A 22,345-nucleotide genomic window follows, 5' to 3' on the forward strand; every position below is an offset into this window, starting at 1 on the left:
AGAAATAAACGGTGTATGATTCAACACAATCGAGGGTTACCGCCCTCGATTGTTCGACTGACTAAATGGAAAATCCTATGTCTGATAAATTTGATGTAATCGTAATCGGCGGTGGCCCAGGTGGTTACGTAGCTGCAATTCGTGCAGCTCAATTGGGTCTTAAAACAGCATGTATTGAAAAGTGGCTGGATAAAAATGAAAAGCCACGTTTAGGCGGTACTTGTCTTAACGTAGGTTGTATTCCATCTAAAGCTTTGTTGGACTCTTCTCATAAGTATCATGATGCAAAAGAAGAGTATTCTGTTCACGGTATTTCCGTAGGCGACGTGGCTATGGATGTGAACGCAATGATCGATCGTAAAGATAAGATCGTTGACCAACTTACAGGTGGTATTGCTGGCCTGTTTAAAGCAAATGACGTAACGAGCTTTGAAGGCTTCGGTAAGTTGCTTGCAAACAAAAAAGTTGAGTTCACAGCACACGACGGTTCAGTTAAAACGCTTGAAGCTGAAAATGTGATCTTGGCGACAGGTTCTGTTCCTGTAAACATCCCACCAGCACCACGTACTGGCGATATCATCGTTGATAACGAAGGCGCACTAGAGTTCCGTTCTGTACCTAAGCGTCTAGGCGTTATCGGTGCAGGTGTTATCGGTCTTGAGTTGGGCTCTGTATGGGCGCGCCTAGGTACTGAGGTTGTCGTTCTTGAAGCGCAAGAACAATTCCTAAGCCTATGTGATCAAGATGTTGCTAAAGAAGCAGCGAAGATCTTTAAGAAACAAGATCTGGATATTCGTCTTGGTGCTCGTGTAACTGGCAGCCAAATTAACGGCGAAGAAGTCGAAGTGACTTACCTTGACGCGAAAGGCGAAGAGCAAAAAGAAGTTTTTGATAAGCTGATTGTTGCTGTAGGCCGTAAGCCGTTCACTGATGGCTGTTTAGCCGGTGATGCGGGCGTTAACCTAGATGAGCGTGGCTTCGTATTTGTTGACGAGCAGTGCCGTACATCGGTACCTGGTGTGTTCGCTATTGGTGATATTGTTCGTGGTCCAATGTTGGCACACAAAGCGTCTGAAGAAGGCGTTATGGTTGCAGACATCATTGCGGGTCACAAAGCGCAAATGAACTACGACTGCATCCCATCTGTTATCTATACACACCCAGAACTTGCTTGGGTTGGTAAAACAGAGCAAGAACTTAAAGCGGAAGGCGTTAAATACAAAGTGGGTAAATTCCCATTTGCTGCGTCAGGTCGTGCAATGGCTGCGAATGACACAGATGGTTTTGTTAAAATCATTGCTTGTGAAGATACAGACCGTATCCTAGGCTGTCATATTGTTGGTGGTCACGCGGCAGACTTGATCGCACAAGCGGTTATTGCGATGGAGTTTGGCTCTACTGCTGAAGACATCGCGCTTACTGTCTTTGCTCACCCAACGGTAAGTGAAGCAGTTCATGAAGCAGCGCTTGCTGTAGACGGCCACGCAATCCATGTTGCTAACCGTAAAAAACGTAAATAATTCGATTTGCCGGCCATGAGTCGGTAATTTCTGACTGAGGAAGCGTTAGACTAGACTTAGCGCTTTCATCAGTCAGAGCGTATATCAATCATTATAAGATGAGCGGAAGAATCAAATGAACCTACATGAATATCAAGCTAAACAGCTTTTTGCTGATTATGGCTTGCCAGTGTCAAAAGGGTACGCAGTAGATACGCCAGAAGAGGCGGTAGAAGCTGCAAAGAAAATTGGTGGTGATAAGTGGGTTGTAAAAGCTCAAGTTCACGCCGGCGGCCGTGGTAAAGCTGGTGGTGTAAAACTTGTTGATTCTCACGAAGAAGTATCAGCATTCGCTGCTAACTGGTTAGGTAAGAACCTTGTTACTTATCAAACTGACGAAAATGGTCAGCCAGTTGCGAAAATTCTTGTTGAGTCTTGCACAGACATCGCAAACGAACTATACCTAGGTGCTGTTGTAGACCGTTCAACTCGTAAAGTTGTCTTCATGGCGTCTACAGAAGGTGGTGTAGAAATCGAGAAAGTTGCTGAAGAAACTCCTGAGTTGATCCACAAAGCAATCATCGACCCTCTAGTAGGTGCACAACCTTACCAAGCTCGTGAAATGGCATTCAAAATGGGCTTAAGCCCAGAGCAAACTAAGCAGTTCACTAAGATCTTCTTAGGTTTGTCTCAAATGTTCCACGACTTCGATTTCGCACTTTTAGAAATCAACCCGCTTGTAATCACTGATGAAGGTAACCTTCATTGCCTAGACGGTAAGATCAACATCGACAGCAACGCTGTATACCGTCAGAAGAAAATGCAAGAGTTCCACGATCCGTCTCAAGAAGATGAGCGTGAAGCGCATGCAGCACAGTGGGAATTAAACTACGTAGCTCTAGACGGTAACGTTGGTTGTATGGTTAACGGTGCAGGTCTAGCGATGGGTACAATGGACATCGTAAATCTACACGGCGGTAAGCCAGCTAACTTCCTAGACGTAGGTGGTGGCGCGACTAAAGAGCGTGTTGCTGAAGCATTCAAAATCATCTTGTCTGATGACAATGTTAAAGCCGTACTTGTTAACATCTTCGGTGGCATCGTACGTTGTGACATGATCGCTGAAGGTATCATCGGTGCAGTTGAGCAGGTTGGTGTAACCGTTCCTGTTGTTGTTCGCCTAGAAGGTACGAACGCTGAGAAAGGTCGTGAAGTTCTAGCGAACTCTGATCTTGATATCATCGCTGCTACAAGTTTGAAAGACGCAGCTGAGCAAGTTGTTAAAGCTGCGGAGGGCAAATAATAATGTCTATTCTAATCAACAAAGACACTAAAGTTATCTGTCAGGGTTTCACTGGTGGTCAAGGTACTTTCCACTCTGAGCAAGCGATTGCTTACGGAACTCAAATGGTTGGTGGTGTTACACCTGGTAAAGGTGGTCAAACTCACCTAGGCCTTCCTGTATTCAACACAGTTAAAGAAGCAGTAGAAGAAACAGGCGCTGAAGCATCTGTAATCTACGTTCCTGCTCCTTTCTGTAAAGATTCTATCTTGGAAGCTGCTAACGCTGGTATCAAACTAATCGTTTGTATCACTGAAGGCATTCCAACGCTTGATATGCTTGACTGTAAAGTTAAGTGTGACGAGCTAGGTGTTCGTCTTATCGGTCCTAACTGCCCAGGTGTTATCACTCCTGGACAAAGCAAAATTGGTATCATGCCTGGTCACATCCACATGCCTGGTAAAGTAGGCATCGTATCTCGTTCTGGTACATTGACTTACGAAGCGGTTAAGCAAACTACAGACGCAGGCTTCGGTCAATCTACTTGTGTAGGTATCGGTGGTGACCCAATCCCTGGTTCTAACTTCATCGACATTTTGGAAATGTTCCAAAATGATCCGCAAACTGAAGCGATCGTTATGATCGGTGAAATCGGTGGTACTGCTGAAGAAGAAGCGGCTGCTTTCATTAAAGCAAACGTAACTAAGCCTGTTGTTTCTTACATTGCTGGTGTTACTGCACCTGCTGGTAAGCGTATGGGTCACGCTGGTGCAATCATCTCTGGCGGTAAAGGTACAGCTGCTGAGAAATTTGCTGCACTAGAAGATGCTGGTGTTAAGACAGTTCGCTCTCTTGCTGACATCGGTGCTGGTCTTAAAGAACTTACTGGTTGGTAAGATCTGTTAGATAGCCCAACTTTACGTTAATAACGTTAAAGTTTAAAAAATCCCCGCAGCAGCGGGGATTTTTTTATGGCTAATTACGTCAGTCTTCGCATTTTGGCGATGCGATCCATCATTGTGATTGTTCGTAGTGTGACAGCCATTTTCTAAGGAGTGAGTTTAGTTGAGCTTCTTCTTCGTCGGAAAACACATCTAATAGATTTTTTTCATTGTCTACGTGAGCTTCAACGACTTCGTCAATGAACTCTCTTCCTTCATTTGTCAATTCCACGACAACACTTCTACGATCTTCCTTGCTTGCAATTCGAGCGACTAAGCCTCGTTTCTCAAGTGCGTCCAATCGCGTTGACATCGCTCCAGACGAAAGCATGGTGTCTTTATACAGTTGAGTTGGGGTTAAGGCCGCTTCCGCACGTCTAAGGGTGGCTAGTATGTCAAACTCAAGTCGAGAAATACCGAACGATGTAATGCATTCATCTATTTGAGTCCCTAAAAACTTGGATATACGGTTTAACCGTCCAATTGCTCCCATAGGGCTGCAGTCTAATTCGGGCCTGGCTTTTTTCCATTGCTGCAAAATAAAGTCTACGTGGTCGTTCATGTTTTTCCTTTTGTGCAAACAAAATGTCTTTTTAAAAAGATACTTGATTCAAAGGCTGTATTGCAATATCTTTCAAAAAAGAATCTTTCTAAAAAGATAGATTCTCGGGGGTAACCTCTTTAATTCGCACCGACTGGGTACACTATGAATATATTTCTGGGCTTATTGCCACCCGTGCTATGGGGAAGTACATACGCCGCGATTGGTCTTTACTTGACTGATATTCCTTCCATATGGCTGGCTTTTTGGAGAGCGTTGCCTGCTGGACTGATTTTATTGTTGATGATCAGGAGGGCGCCAAGAGTTCCCTTTAAACGAGTGGCGGTTTTAGGCTTTATTAATATTTCGCTTTTCTTTAGCTTCCTTTTAATTGGAGCCTATCGTTTGCCTGGTGGCGTTGCAGGTACGCTTGGCGCGACGTTACCGCTTCAACTGATTCTAATCCAATGGTTAGTTTTCAAGAAAAAGCCGGCAGTCAAAGCGCTAATGGCATCGATATTTGGATTGATTGGTGTTGCGTTGATTTTAAACCCAAGTGCAGACCTTGACCCTATTGGCGTTGCCGCTGCGCTTTTTGCAACCTTCTTAATCGCAGTCGCTTCCATTTTAATGTATCGATGGAAGTCTGATGATGTGATCGGTCTGGCGGCATGGCAGCTGATTTTAGGGGGCGTGTTTTTGTTTCCGATTGCTTGGGTTGTTTCGGGTCCCATCGTGATACCAAGTGTTGAGCAGCTACCCGGTTTAGTGTGGTTAGTTGGCCTAAATACGGCACTTGGTTATGTTGTTATGATTCGGGCGTTAAATATTTTTGGCGCGACCACATTTGGTATCTTCTCTTTGTTGAACCCGGTTACTGCTGTGACATTAGGCGTGTTGTTTATAGGAGAAAATTTGGGGGGAGCTCAATGGGCTGGAATCGCGATTGTTCTTGGTTCGTTGTTACTTAATCAAGTGCGTTGGCATAACTTGAGAGTAAAACAAAGTAAATTAAAAGAACGAGTGTCTTAATTGTCACTCGATCTCCTTTTAGGAACTAACTGACTTTGTGCATATGAGAGGCTTGATTGCTTTTTATAGAATGTAAAAATGCATTAATGGCACCACCCACATTATCTTTGCGCCATACGAGGTATGTCGTTGCGATTGCCAGCTCGCTTTCTATCTTTCGCTCAATAAATTCGCCTTTAAAATGGTGAAGTGCCAGAACGGATTTCGGAACAATACCGACACCCATTCCCGCAATGACGCAGCTTATCATCGTGTAGTGGCTTGGGATTTCTATGACTCGGTCGCATATATGACTGTTGCGTTTAAACCAGTTTTCTAACCGCGCTCTGTAAGAACAACCACGATTATAGCCGACCATGGTGAGCTTTTCTGGCAAAGGTAAGTGTGCATATTCCAATGGAAGAATCATTACGAGCTCTTCGTCGAAGCAAAACGCTTTTTCTAATCGGGTGTCTGATGGTGGATCTGATACAAACGCAATATCAAGAGCCCCCGACAGCACCATCTCGACAAGTTGCCCCGATGCGCCAGTTTTAAGCTCCATTTCAACTCGATCATATTGCTTATGGAAATGGGAAAGAATGTAGGGTAATCGAGAGGCCGCATTATTTTCCATTGAGCCAAGCCTTAAAAGCCCCGATGGTTCTTGATCGGTGAGATCCTGAAGTGCATGATGTTGGAGTTTTAATATTTGTTTGGCGTGCCCCAGTAATTTTAAACCTGCGTTATTGGGCTTCAGTCGGTTTTTCTCTCTAAAGAATAAGCTTTGCCCAAGCTCCTCTTCCAGTTTTTGAATTCGCGCCGTTATATTGGACGGAACACGGTGTAGGTGCTTTGCCGCAGGTGTAATGCCATTTTGTTCAATAACCGCGACAAAAACGGATAAATCATTAATATCCATGGGATGAACCTTCTTATATTTAGAAAGAGTCTTTCATTTTTATTCATTATTATTGAAAAAGTTATTTTTGTACACTGTCTGTATGAGAGATGGCTAAGACAGTTTTATAGGGGAAGAAAATGGAAACGCTAAACACATCGAATAGAGGTTACCTTTACGGAATGGTTGCGGTCATTATCTGGGTGGGTTTTATATTAGTATCACGAGCGGGTTCATTAAGTGCGTTAGGCGCGGCAGACATGATAACAATCCGTTTTGGTACCGCCTTTATTTTGCTTCTACCGTTTATCGTTAAGTATAGAGCCCGATTATTTACACCGAAAATGTTTGTCTTGGGTGGAACGGGCGGGGTGGCCTACGGCTTCAGTGCTTTTTCCGGATTTGAATATGCACCGGCTACACATGCCGCGCTACTACTACCTGGCCTTATGCCAATCGTTATTGCCGTTATGGCCTATTTGTTAGCAGGTGAAAGGCATTCCCATCAAGTTAAGCTGGGGATTTTACTCAGTAGTATTGGGATTGGTGCGTTATTGATTGAGACTTTGATCAGTAGTACAGCAACTCTTAAAGGCGATATGTACTTTGTGCTTGCGTGCTTTTTTTGGGGGCTTATGACGGTGTTGCTAAAGCGTTGGAAAGTGCCAGCATTCGAAATGATGCTTGCTATCGTTGCAACGACCTGTGTGATGTACGTTCCTGTCTATTTACTGTTTTTGCCAATAGCGCTAGATCAGGTTTCAACTTCGATGTTGGTCTCTCAAGCAATCTATCAAGGGTTCTTAGCAATGGCTATTCAAATGGTGTGCTTTGGCAAAGCGGTTCAAATGATCGGCGCAACCAAAATGGGCGCATTGATGGCTTTAGTGCCCGTTTTCGCTAGTATTTTAGCCATTCCGTTGTTTGGTGAAAGTGTTACAGTCGGTTTGATAATTGCTCTGGTTAGTATTTTATTAGGCACTTTTGTCGGCAATCTTCCTAGAAGATGGTGGGTTTCCAAAGTTGCTGTCGTTGCTTGAAGAAAGCCGCACTCTTATTGTTTATATAGAACTCAGCGTTAACTTTCTTGCAACTTCGCTTACATGTTTCGTTACTGTATCGGTTTTGTTTAATGACACTAAAGTCGCCTTGGTGTCATTAATTTCCCTGAGTAATGATTCGGAAAAAATAGGAGGCGTCTTTTCAAATACAATAACTGCATCCACGTTATAACGATAAATTAATGCCTGTATATCGCTAGGATAGCGTAAAGTTGTCCCCAGAAGCTCTGTTTTGTTAGACCAAGGCTCCTCATCAATAAAGGCGATGATATTGTAACAGCCCGTTTTTAGCAACTCGGAGGCAAGATTAAAAGAAGGGTAATCAACACCATTTACAATGATTTTTTTGGATGAATGAGCATGAGTTGTCTTTGTAATGGCTTTTTTTATAAATTGAAAGATACCCATTTATCATTGTCTCTCTTTTCGATTTTGATGCTAATAGTTTCTTTTGTAATGTTGTTTAGGACGACCACCTGTATTGTAGTTTAGATTCATTTCAACAACGCCTTGTTCTTCCAAATATTCCAGATAACGACGTGCCGTAATACGACTAAGCTCTACCGCATCGCCCGCTTGTTGGGCAGTGAAGCTGTTTTCGCCTGTTTGATTGATATAATCCATCAACTTGCTAAGCGTGTTCTCATCAATGCCTTTAGGTGTGCGTCGACCTTTGTTGCTTGTGTTTTTACGAAACAAGTGGTCGATTTCCACTTGATCCACTTTTTTCATTTTGTGGATGGTTTCTTTAAAGGTAATAAAGTCATCTAAGGCTTGGTGGACTCGTGAGACGCGTAAAGGTTTTACAAGATAGTCCATTACTCCAAGCTGTATGGCTTCGGAGACCACGGCAGAGTCGCGTTCAGCCGTTGTCATAATATACGATGTGTTGATACCAGACTGTTTCAATCTACTAATCAAATCTAGACCACTGCCATCAGGAAGCGTTATGTCTACCATGATGAGATCAGGTTTGTGATTCAGTGCATCAGTCAAAGATTCCGAAATACGTTCACTGGCTGCGATGACTTTAAATCGGTCATGTTGATTGATTGCATTTTCCAGCGCATACGAAGCACGAGGATCATCTTCAACAATCATTACGGTTAATGGCGTCATAAAAGGTTAAAAGCTCTTTTGTCTAAATACACACTAAAGACAGTGGTGTTGTTTTCACTGCGTTCCCAATCCAAACTTCCTTGAAATTGGAGGACGATTTGGTTCACTAAATATAGCCCAACCCCTGTTTGCTCATTGCTGACTTTGCTTGAAACGCCAAAATCATACAAGTTGTTGGAGAGTGATTCTGGAACGCCTCTTCCTGAGTCTTCAACTTCGATGACGAAGTGCTTGCTTCGATCACTGATGTAGAGTGTCACTTCAGGCGTTCTATTTTGATTGTTTTCCCACGCTGCCATCGTCGCGTTATCCAATAAATTGGCGAGCATGGTTGAGATGGGTTCCGATATTGTACTGGGGTAATCGGCCAGTTGACTATCATCATCGATAAAAAATGATACGTCGTATTCAGCGGCTTTGTTGTATTGCGCTAACAACACTCCTGCCACCGAACTGTTTTCAATGGTTTTGATCAGCTGCCCAAGAATCTGTTGGTGTGCGTCGCTTTCTTGCTGAAGCAGTTCGATAGCGTCGTTCACTTTTCCGGTCTGTAACAATCCTGACAGCACATTTAACTTATTGGTGTGTTCGTGGGTTTTGGTTCTTAGGTGATTCGCGTAGTTGGTTTTTGCCTGCAATGCTTCTTCTAGTTTGGTCTCATTGTAATCTGGCTGAAAGACCAGAACGTAACCCATTGTTTGCGCATCGTTGGTGACAGGGTAGGCGGTTATGGCATGACTTTGTCCACTAATTTGGGTTGTCGTCCGTAATAATTTACCGTTTGCTTCAAACACAATGTTGGAGAGTGTTCGAGAAAGGTTTTCAAGAGGCTCGCTTAAATAAGCGTCTTGTCGACCCTCTTCGTTTACATCGTATATCGGCACGAGGCACTCATAGGCAGCTTCGTTAATGGCGGTGATGTGTTGGAGCTGATCGACCGCGACAATGCGATCTCGAATACTGTTTAAGATCAGCTCGCGTTCGCGAAATCTTTGAACGATCTTTTCTGGCTCCATTTGTAAAAACGTTCTTTTTAGCTTGAAGATAGAGATGGAGATGATACTGATCACAAACAGGTAGATGAATGCGACCCAAATGATAAAGTTATTGATGTGTTCCTGAACGAGCTCGCCTGTTGTCCTCGTTAGGTAGCCAATGGACACTGCCCCGATGACGTTGTTGTTTGATATGACAGGGGCAAAATTACGAATGGCTTTGCCGAGCGACCCGACGGCGACATTTGAGTGGCTTTTTCCTTCCGTTAAGGTTGGTACGATATCGTCGCCGATGAAATGCTCACCCACTCGAGAAGCAATAGGGTGACTTAGTCTGATGCCATCTTGGTTGGTAATAACGATAAATGACGCGTCAGTATGTGCGCGAATGGATTCTACATAAGGGCGTATATTGACTTGCTGACCTGCATTTGAGTGTTCCACACTTCGAATAATGGATGGATCGAGAGCGAGCATGTGAGCAATCTCTAACCCCTTACTACTAAGGTCATTTAGATACGTTTGCTGAACACTGTAACTGATAATGATGCCAAACACAGCGACAAGAAACGTCGTCGTGCCAAATAGAATCAGGCCTAAATAGGTTTTTAACGTCATAGAAGATCGTGAGCCATTAACATTCAGCATAGGATTATACCCTAGATTTTCTAAAAGCAACGAATCGTCTGGGAGCGTGGAAATAAAAGCAAAGTAAAAACGAAAAAAGCGGATGGGCGTTATCTGCCCGTCCGCTTTTTTTAGTAAAAAGGGTTATTACATAAATAGTTCGATCACAAAAGTCGCAAGAATCAGCATAAAGGCGCCGCCGATTCGAGATGAAATTTGTGCGAACGGCATCAACTGCATACGTTTACTTGCAGCAAGTACCGCAACGTCACCTGTTCCACCCATGTTTGCCATGCACAAGCCGCCTGTGATCGCTGCTTCAATCGGGTAGAAGCCCATTAGACGACCAATAATGCCTGCACCGACAACCGCACCGATCACTGTCGTAAACACCATGATGAAGTACATAGGAGTCAACGCAGCAAGGATCTGATCTAGGTTTGTGTAAGCCACACCAATACCGACTAACAAAGCAGGTGTTAAATTACCAACAACGAACTTGTACCAAGAATAAGCGGCTTCTTCTAATACTTTTGGCATTAGGCCAGTGACCTTGATAATGGCGATAGACAGTATCATCAGTGCGTAAGTGTGCATGCTGATGAAGCCTGACAATACAGTCCCAAGGTAGAACATAGCGATTGCAAGAAGGGCGCCAGTACCTAGTACCTTAATGTCTAATGTCGTTTGAGTCTCGTCTTCAACGTGTGCTTCTTGACCACGAATCAGTTCGCCGTTTCCGGTCCAACTTGGTACGATTTCACCTAGTTTGTTTAATAGGCCTGCAACGACGATTGCAATCGCGTTACCGATAGCCAATGCTGGAACCATAAGAGACATCAAGGTTTCAGGGGACATGTCTGTATTGCCTGACATGATTTCCACCAAAGGCACCGCACCAGCACCCATGCCGCCGCCCATGATAGGCAAAGCGATTAACATCACCGATTCAAAGAAATTTTTACCAACAATCATGCCGATAACCCAAGTGAATAGGAACGACACCGCCACAGCACCTAAGATAACCGGAATGTACTTTAGCGCTGCCTTTTTCAGTGTTTCCGTACTCATGCCTAGAATAGAGCCAGTCACAAGGCTCGCAACATAGAAAGATAGGAAACCACCGCTTTTTGTAAACGTTGTGATTTGTTTGGAGATATCGTTTGCAAAAATATCACTGTGGAAAAGATACGATGAACCAAAGATCACAACGATGACTCCGCCACCAAAAAATTGATTCACAATCGGAGTTCTATCACCAACATAGTTTAGAACGTACCCAACAACAACCATTGCACCAAGTGCACCTATCATCCCAACAGGCATTTGATTATTGAATGTAGCAAGTAGAATGATCAGTGCAGCTAGAGCCAGTACGACTTTCGTAGTGTGCTGCTCACTCTGATGAATTGCATTATTTATCATCATAGGATGGATCTCTTTTTGTGTTTGTTATGAGTTTGCGGGCGCAAGTCTATCAATACATTTCATTAGAGAAAGCCATCAAAGTATTAATGTAATTAAAAGGGTCTTTTGTAACTTTTGGATGATCGATTAGTTCTTTTTGTTCATTGAACTCGGGCAAAAATAGAGACTTTTAATTGTGTTTGAATAGCGCCTTTGACACCCAAACTGTTGCGCAGTGTCGCTCTTTGTACCGCGATCAACAATAAAAACACCATTTACAAATTGATTGGAAAACGCTTTTTTAGTTTTTAATAGGTCAAATTGATTAGAGGGCGTAAAAGAAACCGCTCTGCCGCCATAAAACTCTCCCGAGAAAGACCGTTTGTTGACGAATATTAGCTCGCTTGCTGCCCATTCGGGTTGTTGCTGCCATGCGCTTATTAAGTGTTTATCGCTTACTTTGTTTACGAGTGAGGTATTCAAAGCGACGACAACGATGATCAATGTCAGCGGGCTAAGCCAGCCAAGGTAAATCCATTTAAATGAAAACGGGCGAACGCGATAAAAGTGTGTGATTAAAATGGCGCTGGCCGGTATAGCGGGCATGATGTAAGTGACCAATATGTTGCCCGCAAAGGTAAATAAAATCATCGGGGATATTAGCCAACAGATCAAATAGGACGTGAAATCGTGCGTTGATCGATAAAGGGTCTTGTTGCTTTTTCTGTCGTTTCTATTTTCAAGTACGCCATGTTGCTGTTTCACTCGCTTATCTTTGGCACCAAATCGTTTGTTTGGCTGGAACAATTTCCAAATTAAAAATGGGCTCCACGGAAGTAATGCGATAATGCCGTATAACCAAATCGTTCCTCTTATATGCTTATGTGCGGTGCCATATAGGTCTCCATGCCAACCCGATACGAGAAAACGTTTAAGGTGCTCTCCGATTAGAAAATAATTGAGAAAACCGGGGGTTTTGTATTCCGCGAGTAAATACCAGGGTAACGCGATCGCTAACATTAGGAGCGTTCCTTTGATCCAGGGAAGGGAGCGCCAAAGCATTATTAGGTAGCTAATAAAGGGGAGCTGTGAAAAAACACCTGAAAAGAGAGCCCACGAACCGATTGAAATAGCCACTAGAATTAGAATAACGGGGCCTTTTGCCAATAACCCCATACCAAGAAAAGCGAAAAAACCAAACTTGAAGTAAGTGCCTTGATTCTTTGATTTCTGAGAATGTGGCCGATCGCTAGTCTTATCGGCATCAATATTGATGGCCTGCCAAAAACACAACAAGGCTCCGGTCATCGACAGTGTAAGCAATGAATCTGTCATCACTGCGCCGATAAAAATAAGAAAGGGGGTCGTCGAGGCAAGCACCGCAGCGGCAAACCAGCCAAGTATCGTTTGATTAAATTGCTTCTTGCAGAAGAGATATACGCAGACAATGGTGAAAACACCTGCAAACCAGTGAAAACATCTAACGCCAAATTCGTTGTTGCCAAATTCGTTGTTGCCAAATAAGGAGAGTCCGAGGCTAGAGATCCAAGTAAACATCGGAGGTTTACCCCAAAAAGGCACGCCATAGTCGAACATAGGAGTAATCCAATTGTGTGTCTCTAGCATGATGTTTGCCATCAATGCATAGCGAGCCTCGGTTGTATCCATCAAAGGGTAGAGGCCGAGGGATATTAATCGCAAAATCAGGCAAACGGCGATTAAACTGATTAAGTGGTACTTATTTAAGGAGAGTGTTTTCATTTAGCGGTTACTTTTCTTCTTTATTAGCTGTTTGATGGCAAGGGGAGGTGAGTTGTTTATCCATAATCACATACAGTGGACGTTGTTTAGACTCAATAAATAGTCTGCCAATGTACTCTCCCAATAACCCGATACAAAGCAGCTGCACTCCGCCGAGGAACAGCATAGTAATTTCGAGAGTGGGATAACCCGCAACAGGGTCTCCGTATATCAGTGTTTTAAATAAGGTGATAAGTGCGTAAGACAGCGCGATAAAAGACGTTAGAACACCTGCAATGGTCGCCAACCTCAAAGGCTTAATACTGAATGAGGTGATGCCTTCAAAAGCCAAATGAAGCAAGGCAAAATAATTCCATTTTGACTCCCCAGTCTGTCGAGGGTTGCGGTTGAAAAGTAATGTTTTTCGCTTAAACCCCGGCCAACTTAGCAACCCTTTCATATAACGGCTTCTCTCGGGCAGGCTGTTAATCACGTCAACAACGCGCTTGTCGAGTAGCCTAAAATCGCCAACATTTTCCGACAACTCGATGTCGCTCAGCAGGTTGAGTATTTTGTAAAATAGCTTAGCGCTGGTTTTCTTCATGGTACTTTCGCCAAGCCTTTCGCTGCGCTTCATTTCTACAATATCGGCACCAGCCTGCCAAGCGTCGATCATTTTAGGGATGTATTCAGGTGGGTCTTGTAAATCCGCATCAAACGGAATAGCAGCGCGCCCATTAGATGCTTTTAATCCGGCTGACAAGGCGGCTTCTTTACCAAAATTCCGACTCAGCTTAATGCGCGAAATTTGGTGTTTTTGAGATCGGAATGAGCACACCTGACGCCAACTATCGTCGCTGCTACCATCGTCTATATAGACAATTTCGCAATGTGTCTGTAATGAGTCCAACACCTTAACCAAAGCGTTATGACAAGCCTCTATGCTTTTGGATTCATTAAAGAATGGAACGACAATGCTAACCAGTGGCAAACCACTAGGAATAGGCCTCTGTTGCTCGACTAAAGACAATAGTTGTGAAGACATTTTCGTGATTCTTTATAGTAAGGATGTTTACAACGTTACTAAAACGACTGTGACAAAAACGTCATCAACATTTTTTTCACGTTTATGTGTCAAAATAGGCAAGTGTTACTGTGACGCGACGAAACGCTTCATGTGCTATAAATGTGTTTTCGTACCTTCCTTAACCGCCTGTCCTATGAATGAGAGTGCTTATGAAAATACTGGTAGTGGAAGATCACAAAGACATTGCAGGCGTGATCTACGACTTTTTCGAACTGAGGGACGACGTTCTTGATTACGCGAGCAATGGCGAACAAGGCTTGAACCTTATAAGACAAAACGTCTATGACGTGATCATTCTTGATATTATGTTGCCTAAGATGGATGGTTTAACCGTTTGTCGAACGCTACGCAGTGAAGGCATTACAACGCCGGTTATCATGTTGACAGCTCGTGACACACGGGAAGATATTTTAGACGGTTTTAAAAGCCAAGCGGATGACTATTTGGTAAAACCGTTCGACTTAGACATTCTTGGGGCGCGAGTGGACGCTTTGATTCGCAGGAACAAAGCAGATAGTGAATCCAATAAAACCTTAACGTTTGGCGAGCTAACGCTTGATTGTGGGCGTCGTATTGTGGAGCGAGAAGGGGGTAGATACTCATTGAACCCATCGCAATATAAAATCATCAAACTCTTAATTTCAAAAGCGCCGGACATGGTTTCACGCGCTGAAATCATCCACGAATTGTGGGGGGAAGAAGAGCAAGATCCTTCGATCCTTCGAACACACATCTATCAACTGCGTAATCTGATCGATAAACCGTTTGATCATCCTTATATAAAAACCGTTTCAAAGTCCGGATACCGATTGGAAAGGCCAGATGAACGCGCCGATTAGAACCTCTCGACAACTTACCTTCATTTATTTCGCTATTGTTGCGTTCGCTATTATTACCTTTCACTTTGCAATGATAGACACCATGATTGAAACCATGGAGAGAGTGTACGCGAAGGAGCGCATATCCAAAGACGTTGAAGAGGCAAAAATCTATTTTCATCATCATGGTGAAAAAAAGGTCGTATTGTCGAAAATGTCACGCGCTTATTTGGGAGACGAGTCGCTGCCGTCGTATGTCCTTTTTCCGGAATCAGTGAAATCTGGCGAAGTGGTTGAGCTCATTCAAGGTTATAAACCCGATCTTGAAATGTTTGGGGTAAAAGAACAGTACATCGACGAAAAGGGCATCGAGAGAAATCTTTACTTAGTTCACTATGACGAAGTATACGAAGCCAGCGAAGGTAAAGTATTCAAGAATCAGTTTATTCAATTATCGATATCGATTCTTTTGCTTTTCGTGAGTTTGATCGTTGTGTTGCTCATTGCTCGACGACTGACTCAGCCATTATCGAATTTAACCCGATATCTTGAAAACCGCGCAACAGATGACCAATCAGCTATTCCTGTGCCAGATGGAATCGTAACCCGAGAGATCGTGCTACTTGTTAATCAACTAAATCTGCTACAGGAAAAAAATGCTCGGTTGATTGAACGCGAAAGGGCATTTAATCGAAGAGCGAGCCACGAACTGAGAACGCCTCTTATGGTTATTCGGGGCGCTGCGAATCTGCTTAAACGTAAGGTGACGTCCGAATTTGAGCAACGACAAGTTCATCGTCTAGAGCAAGCAACACATGAAATGACCGACTATATCGAAACCTTGCTAATGTTGTCTCAAATTGACCGCGAAATGGATGAGTTGGTGGAGATCAATGTAAGCCGAAAAGAGGTGCAAGAATGGATAACGCACTTTGATGATTTGCATGTAACGAGTAAAACGAGTCAGGTATCGTTTGAGTTAACGATGCCGGATGACGTGCTTTTTGCAATGCCGTTACCCGCCTTCAAAATAGTGGTGGTCAACTTACTTAAAAATGCGTTTGAAGCGGTAATACATGGCGTCGAGTCGCTCGACGAAGAGCAGGTTATTTCATTGGATGTTTCAAACCATAAATTTGGTTTGATGGATTCGGGAGAGGGTCTAAGTGGCACTCATAATCCTGACGGACACGGTCTAGGTTTGGTCATCGTGAAAGACATTTGCAATCAATACGGTTATCAGTTTGAGCTGTCAGAACGCGTTGGCTCCTACGGATGTGTCGCTATTGTCGAAAAGCCTTCAGAACAAGGAACTAACGTGCACTAAGTTGAGTTCGAACAAAATAAGCTTGAATTCGAACAAAACAAACCAATGTTAGAAGTATCTAATATAAACTTTGTTTCAGGAGCCTGAACATGTCTTTGAATGCTGATTTATTTCGCTCCGTGGAGCTTGGCGACATTGCGCTCGCAAATCGCTTTGTCATGGCACCACTTACGCGTTGTCGTGCAACGAATCATCTACCGAATGAGCTGATGGCTGAATACTACGGACAAAGGGCTTCTGCAGGTCTACTTATCTCTGAGTGCTCAATTGTGACCGAAGGTGCGTCAGCGTTTGGTAATGATCCCGGTGTTTATTCACAAGAACAAGTAGAGGGCTGGAAGAAAACCACACAAGCGGTTCATCAAGCTGGTGGTCGAATCTTCATGCAGATTTGGCATGCGGGTCGTGCGGCTCACCCTTCTTTCAATGGTGGTCAAGATGCTGTCGCACCAAGTGCTATTGCCATTGACGGTGAGACACACACACCAGAAGGAAAACAGCCTTACTCCCAACCGAAAGCACTTTCTCGGGATGAGATAAAAGCGTTAGTTGAAGATTTTCGTCAAGCCGCGGTAAACGCAATTGAGGCTGGATTTGATGGCGTCGAAATTCATGCTGCTAATGGCTACCTTATTGATCAGTTCTTGCGAGATGGAAGTAATAAACGTACAGACGACTATGGTGGTTCCGTTGAAAATCGTGCACGTTTCTTAGTTGAGGTCGTCGAAGCGGTGACAAATGCGATTGGCTCTGCCAAAGTGGGCATACGTTTATCTCCTTTAAACAGCTTTAACGATATGAAAGACAGTGACCCAGTTGCATTGACCGAGTATCTTTCTACGCGTTTAAATGATTTTAACTTGGCCTACTTACACTTGATGCGAGCGGACTTCTTTGGTGTTCAACAAGCGGACGTTGTCAGTGTTGCCCGAGCGCATTATAAAGGTCACTTGATGCTTAATATGGGTTATCAATCGGAAGAAGCAAATCAAGTATTGGCAAGCGGTCAAGCCGATAGTATTGCCTTTGGAACAGGGTTCCTCGCTAATCCAGATTTTGTTGAGCGCATTAAAGTCGGTGCTGAATTGAATACACCAAACGAAGCAACTTTTTATTCTCCGGGGGCTGAGGGGTATACCGATTACCCTTTGATGTCGAAAAACTAACACCGTCTATTTAGCTTTAGCTTTAGGTGCAGTCATTCTGTGCTGCTATCGTACTTATTACGACTAACATCAAAAAGTCAGTTTCTGACTTTTTGATGTTCCTTATTTGCTTTTTAATCTGTGTTTCCCCGTAATATTCTGATCATCTTCATCAATAATTTCGTTGTTATCTCCCGTTTTTTGTCTCTCTAACTGATATAAAATATTTATATTGATAAAAAGAACGAGGTAGAGACTGTGAAAGCAATTATTAAAACGATACCACTGCAAATGTTTTGGCCGACGTTCGACCCTTTTTTGTTCTGCGCTTTTCATAACGACGCCTATCCGGCTGGTAATGGTAAATTGGGGCCAAACGCGTCACTAAGCGGCCGTCAAATCGGTCAGGACTTCAGTCAAAAAGACGGTTGGAGCATGTATCACGGCAGTAAGGTTCCTGGTTTTCCTGCGCATCCTCACCGAGGGTTTGAAACCGTCACGGTTGTGAATAAAGGCTATGTTGATCATGCTGATTCTATGGGCGCAGCAGGTCGTTATGGCGAAGGTGATACTCAATGGATGACGGCGGGGAAGGGGGTGCAGCATTCCGAAATGATGCCACTGGTTCATACTCAAAAGAGCAACCCTCTCGAATTGTTCCAAATTTGGCTTAACCTACCTTCGTACAACAAAATGGTTGAACCTCACTTTTCCATGCTTTGGAAAGAGGACACCCCTATTGCAACGCTACGCGATGAAAATGATAAGGGGATCAAGATAAAGGTTGTGGCTGGTAGCTTGAACGTAGATGGGAGTGCGCTTCAATCTTTACCCTGTCCGCCGAATTCATGGGCCAATGACAAAGAAAATCATGTGGCCATTTGGATTATCGATTTAGAGGTCGAAGCAAGTTGGACACTGCCTGCGTCGGTTCGAGACCTCAGTCGTACTTTGTATGTCTTTGAAGGGGAGCAAGTTCAGGCTGAGGATAGCACTGTCCCCGTGAATGTTGCGCTACAAGTAAAAAGCGACGCGCCTCTGGCTATCAAAAATACAGGGTCTGAAAGTGTTAGGATATTGCTCTTGCAAGGCAAGCCGATAAACGAAAATGTGGAACAACATGGCCCGTTTGTTATGAATACTCGCCAAGAGCTACAGCAAGCATTTTTTGACTACCAGCAAACGCAATTTGGAGGCTGGCGTTGGCCGTCGTCAGATCAAACGCACGGCGAAACCCCACGACGTTTTGCGCTCTATGCTGACGGGCGTGAAGAGACGCCATAATACTCATGCCCTTTAACGAGGGCTGATCCTTTGCCGTTTGTCTAATGACGTTGGTGTTTAATGGTCTGGGTGAACGGCTACAACGGGTTGTTCTTTAAATACCCAGTATTTAGACAGAACAAAGTTCGTGATTTGCCCTGCGACGATGCCCGGAATCATTGCAATAAGAGGGGCGAGCGACATGGAATGGTAGTTTACATACCAGTCCGAATGAACAATCCACCAATAAATTCCGACATTGGGGATCATGCCAACCAGAGAAGCGGTAAGGAAGGTGATCGCTTCTTTCAGCTTCGCTTGGCGGCTCGCGTGGCTTTTGAACGTGTAGAGTCGATGACATACCCAGTTGGTCAATACTGCAAGGACAAAGGCGACTGCTCTAGCGAGCACTAAGGGTAACCAATGACTGAATACCCACATTGCGAACACATCAATGACAAAGCTAATCAAGCCAACAAGGCTAAATTTAATAAACTGTATAAACGTAGACTTTTTCATAAAAAGATTTTATACCGCGCATCATTAAAAAAATGTGAATTCCTAGATGGAATGCAAACTATAGAAATTATTCCTTTTACAAATCCTTAAGCAACGCGCATTCTCACGCCTAAATCGCAGGTAACAGAGAGAGCTAAATGTCTATTTGACGTAGATATTTAGGCGGCTCTTATGACAGCGAGCTTCATTTCTACTCTAACTATTGGTTTGTATAACGCTATTATGTGGATTTTAGTCACACTTTTTGCCGCCGCATGTCAGTCTATGCGGACGGCTCATCAAAAAACGCTTTCTCAAAAACAAGGCTTTTTACACGCCACCATGGCGCGATCTTTGTTCGGTTTGCCCTTGGTTTCTCTGTATTTGATGCTGTGCTGGTGGTTGTTCGGTGGCGTTCAAATGCCGAGTGCTTCCGAGTTTTTCATTTATGCAAGTGTGTGCTCAGTCATGCAAATTTTGGCAACTTACCTCATGTTGCGTGTTTTTCAATCGGGTAGCTTTGCATTAGGGACATTATTAGCGAAAACGGAAGCGGTACTGGCGGCTGTTATTGGAATTCCTTTGCTGCATTACTCGCTCGATGTGACGGCTTGGTTAGGTATTACGTTAGGTGTGTTCGGTGCTCTGATAATGAGTGTAAAATTTAATAACATTCGCCACGCCCATAGAGATATGTCGCTTCTGGCAGGTTTGGGAAGCGGGTTGTGTTTTGCGATAACCTCGGTGACCGCGTCGAAAGCCAGTCATGCTTTGGAGGGTTCTGTGATTACGTCGGCTGGGGTGGCGCTGTGGTATGTGCTAGCCACACAATCTATTTTATTATGCAGTATTCAAATCTATAGAACGCGTAATGTATTGGCTCCGATTACTCAGTCATTTGGGCTAAGTTGCAAGGTGGGTGTATTGAGTTCTTTAGGCTCTATTGGTTGGTTTACTGGCTTTGCTTTGGTAAACCCTGCGCTAGTTAAAACATTGGGACAAATAGAAATACTGGGGACGCTTTATTACTCAAAGAAAAAATTTAAGGAAAAAGTGACACCGCAGCAATGGGTCGGCGGCACAATGATTTTAATTAGTGTTATTCTTGTCACCATTGCGGCCGTATAAACGCGCTGGTTATAAAAGTGCTGACGATTAGAGGAATGAGTATGGAATCAAATAAGATCAATTACGTTGAATTGCCAGCCAAAGACTTAACGCTGAACAAATCGTTTTTTGAAAAAGCATTTGGTTGGTCGTTTCAGGATTTTGGAACGGAATACACGGCCTTTGAAAACGCGGGTTTGGATGGCGGTTTCTTTCAGGCTGATTTTGCGTCTCGGCCACAGAATGGCGCTGCGTTGGTGGTATTGTATTCGTCTGAACTCGAAACGACGCTAGAGCGGGTCAAAGAGTATGGCGGTAGCATTGAGCAGGAAATTTTCGAGTTTCCGGGTGGACGACGTTTCCACTTCCTTGATCCGTGCGGCAATGAATGGGCGGTCTGGTCAAAGCTTGCGTAGTATCTATCTAAGTAGTACTTATCTAGATAGTACTTACCTAGAATAAGTAGTCCTAGACAGCGATAAAGAAACTGAGCCTTATTTCAAAATACTCGACGATTCGGGTGCAATGCCCGATAGTCTCTGTATAATCTTTCCTCCTGATTTAAACAGCAAAAAGTAATGTTTAGGCACGTATGCCCAGACTATGTGGTTGTCGAATCCGCATTTTGATCTCGTCCGTGCCTAAATGGATTCCCTCTAAGAAAAAATAATTATGACATCAAATCAACATACTTCATCTCTTCCTGTTCTTATTGCCGGCGGTGGAATTGGTGGGCTTGCTACTGCGTTAACCCTCCATCAAATTGGTATTCCTTGCATTGTTTTCGAGTCTGTCGTTGAGCTGAAACCGCTGGGCGTCGGCATCAATATTCAACCAAACGCAGTGAGAGAGCTCTACGATCTGGGGATTACTGACGACGAGCTTGAGTCCATAGGCATTAAGACAAAAGAGTGGGCACTGGTTGGATTGAATGGTAAAGACGTGTATTCCGAGCCTCGTGGCTTAGAGGCAGGTTATAAATGGCCACAATACTCTGTGTATCGTGGTGAGCTACAAATGCTTTTGTATCGATTAGCGAAAGAGCGATTAGGTTCCGATGCCATTAAAACGGGACACAAAGTCGTAGGGTACGAGAACCTTTCAAATTCTAAAGGCGTTGTCGCGAAGGTTAAATTAGCGTCAGGTGAATTGATTGACGTTCAAGGCTCGCTTCTCGTCGCAGCCGATGGTTTGCACTCTGCAGTGCGTGCACAAATGCACCCAAATCAACCGCCTATACATTGGGGTGGTGCTGTGATGTGGCGCGGCGTCGCGAAAAGCTTACCGATCCGTACGGGCGCTTCTTTTGTGGGCGTCGGACGTCACGATCACCGAGTGGTTTTTTACCCTATTTCTGAGCCTGATCCTGAAACCGGTCTGGTTGATGTAAACTGGATTGCCGAAGTCACCATGGATACGTCAGACGGTTTGAATGGCGACTGGAATAAAAAAGTAGACGTTGAAGACATCGTTCACCATTTTGAAGGGTGGAATTACGATTGGTTAGACGTTCCTTCAATGTTGCGCGGTTCATCAGATATATATGAATACCCGATGATTGATCGCGATCCGGTACCAACATGGCAAGATAAAAACGTAATCCTTCTGGGTGACGCTGCCCATGTAATGTACCCAACAGGCTCTAATGGCGCGACTCAAGCCATCGTCGATGCACGTATTTTAGGTGCTTGCCTGATTGAAAATGGTGTGTCGGCACAGGCTTTGGAAGCCTTTAATGGGCGTTTATGTGAAGACATATCAAAAGTCGTGTTGAGAAACAGAGGGTTGGGCCCATTCATTCTATTAAAAATGTTGGATGAACGTTGTAATGGCGAGTTTGATGATATCGAAGAGGTATTTCCAAAGGCGGATCGCGAAGAAGCGATGTTACGCTATAAGTCCGCTGCAGGTTATGAGATGGAAAAACTCAACCAATCTCCCGCAACAATTGATGTCTCTGCGCTGAAATAGGAAAC

21 protein-coding genes are annotated in these 22,345 nt (G+C 43.9%); 12 read left to right on the top strand and 9 right to left on the bottom strand.

What is annotated here, in order from left to right; all coding sequences use genetic code 11:
- The first annotated feature begins 77 nt into the window (after window positions 1–77).
- The 3 genes from lpdA to sucD all read left to right on the top strand — a co-directional run bounded on the left by lpdA (window position 78) and on the right by sucD (window position 3,677).
- Entirely contained in the window at window positions 78–1,520 is a 1,443-nt protein-coding gene (gene lpdA, locus MARME_RS07610; RefSeq protein ID WP_013660686.1) for a dihydrolipoyl dehydrogenase, read from the top strand.
- 115 nt (window positions 1,521–1,635) lie between these two features.
- Window positions 1,636–2,802, top strand: a complete 1,167-nt coding sequence (sucC, locus tag MARME_RS07615; protein WP_013660687.1) for an ADP-forming succinate--CoA ligase subunit beta — start codon at window positions 1,636–1,638, stop codon at window positions 2,800–2,802.
- A gap of 2 nt (window positions 2,803–2,804) precedes the next feature.
- Window positions 2,805–3,677 (top strand): succinate--CoA ligase subunit alpha, encoded by an 873-nt coding sequence (gene sucD, locus MARME_RS07620; protein WP_013660688.1) that lies wholly within the window; start codon window positions 2,805–2,807, stop codon window positions 3,675–3,677.
- 118 nt (window positions 3,678–3,795) lie between these two features.
- On the opposite strand, the gene MARME_RS07625 is transcribed toward sucD, so the two are convergent.
- Window positions 3,796–4,284 carry a MarR family winged helix-turn-helix transcriptional regulator gene (locus tag MARME_RS07625; RefSeq protein ID WP_013660689.1) on the bottom strand — a complete coding sequence of 163 codons (489 nt, stop codon included), beginning with the start codon at window positions 4,282–4,284 and terminating at the stop codon, window positions 3,796–3,798.
- Window positions 4,285–4,428: 144 nt separating this feature from the next.
- On the opposite strand from MARME_RS07625, the gene MARME_RS07630 reads away from it, so the two are divergent.
- Window positions 4,429–5,295 (top strand): DMT family transporter, encoded by an 867-nt coding sequence (locus tag MARME_RS07630; protein WP_013660690.1) that lies wholly within the window; start codon window positions 4,429–4,431, stop codon window positions 5,293–5,295.
- Between the two features lie 25 nt (window positions 5,296–5,320).
- Here the strand turns inward: MARME_RS07630 and MARME_RS07635 are convergent, their stop codons facing one another.
- Window positions 5,321–6,196 carry a LysR substrate-binding domain-containing protein gene (locus MARME_RS07635; protein ID WP_013660691.1) on the bottom strand — a complete coding sequence of 292 codons (876 nt, stop codon included), beginning with the start codon at window positions 6,194–6,196 and terminating at the stop codon, window positions 5,321–5,323.
- Between the two features lie 119 nt (window positions 6,197–6,315).
- On the opposite strand from MARME_RS07635, the gene MARME_RS07640 reads away from it, so the two are divergent.
- Window positions 6,316–7,215 carry a DMT family transporter gene (locus MARME_RS07640; protein ID WP_013660692.1) on the top strand — a complete coding sequence of 300 codons (900 nt, stop codon included), beginning with the start codon at window positions 6,316–6,318 and terminating at the stop codon, window positions 7,213–7,215.
- 21 nt (window positions 7,216–7,236) lie between these two features.
- Here MARME_RS07640 and MARME_RS07645 read toward each other — a convergent pair whose 3' ends face one another.
- From MARME_RS07645 to MARME_RS07670, 6 genes are all read right to left on the bottom strand, one after another.
- A complete protein-coding gene (locus tag MARME_RS07645) occupies window positions 7,237–7,644 on the bottom strand; it encodes a nucleoside-diphosphate sugar epimerase/dehydratase (RefSeq protein WP_041647814.1) in 408 nt (135 codons plus the stop codon).
- 30 nt (window positions 7,645–7,674) lie between these two features.
- Entirely contained in the window at window positions 7,675–8,355 is a 681-nt protein-coding gene (locus tag MARME_RS07650) for a response regulator (protein WP_013660693.1), read from the bottom strand.
- On the bottom strand, window positions 8,352–9,998 hold the full coding sequence (locus MARME_RS07655) for an ATP-binding protein (protein WP_013660694.1): 1,647 nt from the start codon (window positions 9,996–9,998) through the stop codon (window positions 8,352–8,354). The genes MARME_RS07650 and MARME_RS07655 overlap by 4 nt, the downstream gene beginning before the upstream one ends.
- Before the next feature lie 126 nt (window positions 9,999–10,124).
- Entirely contained in the window at window positions 10,125–11,405 is a 1,281-nt protein-coding gene (locus MARME_RS07660; RefSeq protein ID WP_013660695.1) for a 2-hydroxycarboxylate transporter family protein, read from the bottom strand.
- Between the two features lie 126 nt (window positions 11,406–11,531).
- Entirely contained in the window at window positions 11,532–13,145 is a 1,614-nt protein-coding gene (locus MARME_RS07665; protein WP_013660696.1) for an ArnT family glycosyltransferase, read from the bottom strand.
- Between the two features lie 7 nt (window positions 13,146–13,152).
- Entirely contained in the window at window positions 13,153–14,169 is a 1,017-nt protein-coding gene (locus tag MARME_RS07670) for a glycosyltransferase family 2 protein (RefSeq protein ID WP_013660697.1), read from the bottom strand.
- Between the two features lie 191 nt (window positions 14,170–14,360).
- Here MARME_RS07670 and MARME_RS07675 point away from each other — a divergent pair, with 191 nt between their 5' ends.
- The 4 genes from MARME_RS07675 to MARME_RS07690 all read left to right on the top strand — a co-directional run bounded on the left by MARME_RS07675 (window position 14,361) and on the right by MARME_RS07690 (window position 18,785).
- Entirely contained in the window at window positions 14,361–15,050 is a 690-nt protein-coding gene (locus tag MARME_RS07675; RefSeq protein WP_013660698.1) for a response regulator transcription factor, read from the top strand.
- Window positions 15,034–16,356, top strand: coding sequence for a sensor histidine kinase (locus MARME_RS07680; RefSeq protein WP_013660699.1), 1,323 nt, complete (start codon window positions 15,034–15,036; stop codon window positions 16,354–16,356). The genes MARME_RS07675 and MARME_RS07680 overlap by 17 nt, the downstream gene beginning before the upstream one ends.
- An 89-nt stretch (window positions 16,357–16,445) precedes the next feature.
- Complete coding sequence (locus tag MARME_RS07685) at window positions 16,446–17,522, top strand: alkene reductase (protein ID WP_013660700.1); 1,077 nt, start codon at window positions 16,446–16,448, stop codon at window positions 17,520–17,522.
- Window positions 17,523–17,759: 237 nt separating this feature from the next.
- Window positions 17,760–18,785 (top strand): pirin family protein, encoded by a 1,026-nt coding sequence (locus tag MARME_RS07690; protein WP_013660701.1) that lies wholly within the window; start codon window positions 17,760–17,762, stop codon window positions 18,783–18,785.
- Between the two features lie 57 nt (window positions 18,786–18,842).
- Here MARME_RS07690 and MARME_RS07695 read toward each other — a convergent pair whose 3' ends face one another.
- Entirely contained in the window at window positions 18,843–19,283 is a 441-nt protein-coding gene (locus tag MARME_RS07695; RefSeq protein ID WP_013660702.1) for a GtrA family protein, read from the bottom strand.
- Between the two features lie 171 nt (window positions 19,284–19,454).
- Here MARME_RS07695 and MARME_RS07700 point away from each other — a divergent pair, with 171 nt between their 5' ends.
- The 3 genes from MARME_RS07700 (at window position 19,455) to MARME_RS07710 (ending at window position 22,340) form a co-directional block, all read left to right on the top strand.
- Window positions 19,455–20,390, top strand: a complete 936-nt coding sequence (locus tag MARME_RS07700) for an EamA family transporter (RefSeq protein ID WP_013660703.1) — start codon at window positions 19,455–19,457, stop codon at window positions 20,388–20,390.
- A 41-nt stretch (window positions 20,391–20,431) separates the two neighbouring features.
- Window positions 20,432–20,785: a VOC family protein gene (locus MARME_RS07705; RefSeq protein ID WP_013660704.1), complete on the top strand. Its 354-nt coding sequence runs from the start codon at window positions 20,432–20,434 to the stop codon at window positions 20,783–20,785.
- A gap of 256 nt (window positions 20,786–21,041) precedes the next feature.
- Entirely contained in the window at window positions 21,042–22,340 is a 1,299-nt protein-coding gene (locus tag MARME_RS07710; protein ID WP_013660705.1) for a flavin-dependent oxidoreductase, read from the top strand.
- Window positions 22,341–22,345: the final 5 nt, after the last annotated feature.

The organism is Marinomonas mediterranea MMB-1, assembly GCF_000192865.1.
Classification (GTDB): domain Bacteria; phylum Pseudomonadota; class Gammaproteobacteria; order Pseudomonadales; family Marinomonadaceae; genus Marinomonas; species Marinomonas mediterranea.

Excerpts from the sequence above, each read along its gene's own strand:
- sucC (WP_013660687.1), top strand. The coding sequence starts at position 1,636 with ATGAACCTACATGAATATCAAGCTAAACAGCTTTTTGCTGATTATGGC.
- MARME_RS07635 (WP_013660691.1), bottom strand. The coding sequence starts at position 6,196 with ATGGATATTAATGATTTATCCGTTTTTGTCGCGGTTATTGAACAAAAT.
- MARME_RS07645 (WP_041647814.1), bottom strand. The coding sequence starts at position 7,644 with ATGGGTATCTTTCAATTTATAAAAAAAGCCATTACAAAGACAACTCAT.
- MARME_RS07640 (WP_013660692.1), top strand. The coding sequence starts at position 6,316 with ATGGAAACGCTAAACACATCGAATAGAGGTTACCTTTACGGAATGGTT.
- MARME_RS07650 (WP_013660693.1), bottom strand. The coding sequence starts at position 8,355 with ATGACGCCATTAACCGTAATGATTGTTGAAGATGATCCTCGTGCTTCG.
- MARME_RS07625 (WP_013660689.1), bottom strand. The coding sequence starts at position 4,284 with ATGAACGACCACGTAGACTTTATTTTGCAGCAATGGAAAAAAGCCAGG.
- MARME_RS07675 (WP_013660698.1), top strand. The coding sequence starts at position 14,361 with ATGAAAATACTGGTAGTGGAAGATCACAAAGACATTGCAGGCGTGATC.
- MARME_RS07700 (WP_013660703.1), top strand. The coding sequence starts at position 19,455 with ATGACAGCGAGCTTCATTTCTACTCTAACTATTGGTTTGTATAACGCT.
- MARME_RS07665 (WP_013660696.1), bottom strand. The coding sequence starts at position 13,145 with ATGAAAACACTCTCCTTAAATAAGTACCACTTAATCAGTTTAATCGCC.
- MARME_RS07655 (WP_013660694.1), bottom strand. The coding sequence starts at position 9,998 with ATGCTGAATGTTAATGGCTCACGATCTTCTATGACGTTAAAAACCTAT.
- MARME_RS07685 (WP_013660700.1), top strand. The coding sequence starts at position 16,446 with ATGTCTTTGAATGCTGATTTATTTCGCTCCGTGGAGCTTGGCGACATT.
- MARME_RS07660 (WP_013660695.1), bottom strand. The coding sequence starts at position 11,405 with ATGATGATAAATAATGCAATTCATCAGAGTGAGCAGCACACTACGAAA.
- MARME_RS07630 (WP_013660690.1), top strand. The coding sequence starts at position 4,429 with ATGAATATATTTCTGGGCTTATTGCCACCCGTGCTATGGGGAAGTACA.
- MARME_RS07680 (WP_013660699.1), top strand. The coding sequence starts at position 15,034 with ATGAACGCGCCGATTAGAACCTCTCGACAACTTACCTTCATTTATTTC.
- MARME_RS07695 (WP_013660702.1), bottom strand. The coding sequence starts at position 19,283 with ATGAAAAAGTCTACGTTTATACAGTTTATTAAATTTAGCCTTGTTGGC.
- MARME_RS07710 (WP_013660705.1), top strand. The coding sequence starts at position 21,042 with ATGACATCAAATCAACATACTTCATCTCTTCCTGTTCTTATTGCCGGC.
- lpdA (WP_013660686.1), top strand. The coding sequence starts at position 78 with ATGTCTGATAAATTTGATGTAATCGTAATCGGCGGTGGCCCAGGTGGT.
- sucD (WP_013660688.1), top strand. The coding sequence starts at position 2,805 with ATGTCTATTCTAATCAACAAAGACACTAAAGTTATCTGTCAGGGTTTC.
- MARME_RS07670 (WP_013660697.1), bottom strand. The coding sequence starts at position 14,169 with ATGTCTTCACAACTATTGTCTTTAGTCGAGCAACAGAGGCCTATTCCT.
- MARME_RS07705 (WP_013660704.1), top strand. The coding sequence starts at position 20,432 with ATGGAATCAAATAAGATCAATTACGTTGAATTGCCAGCCAAAGACTTA.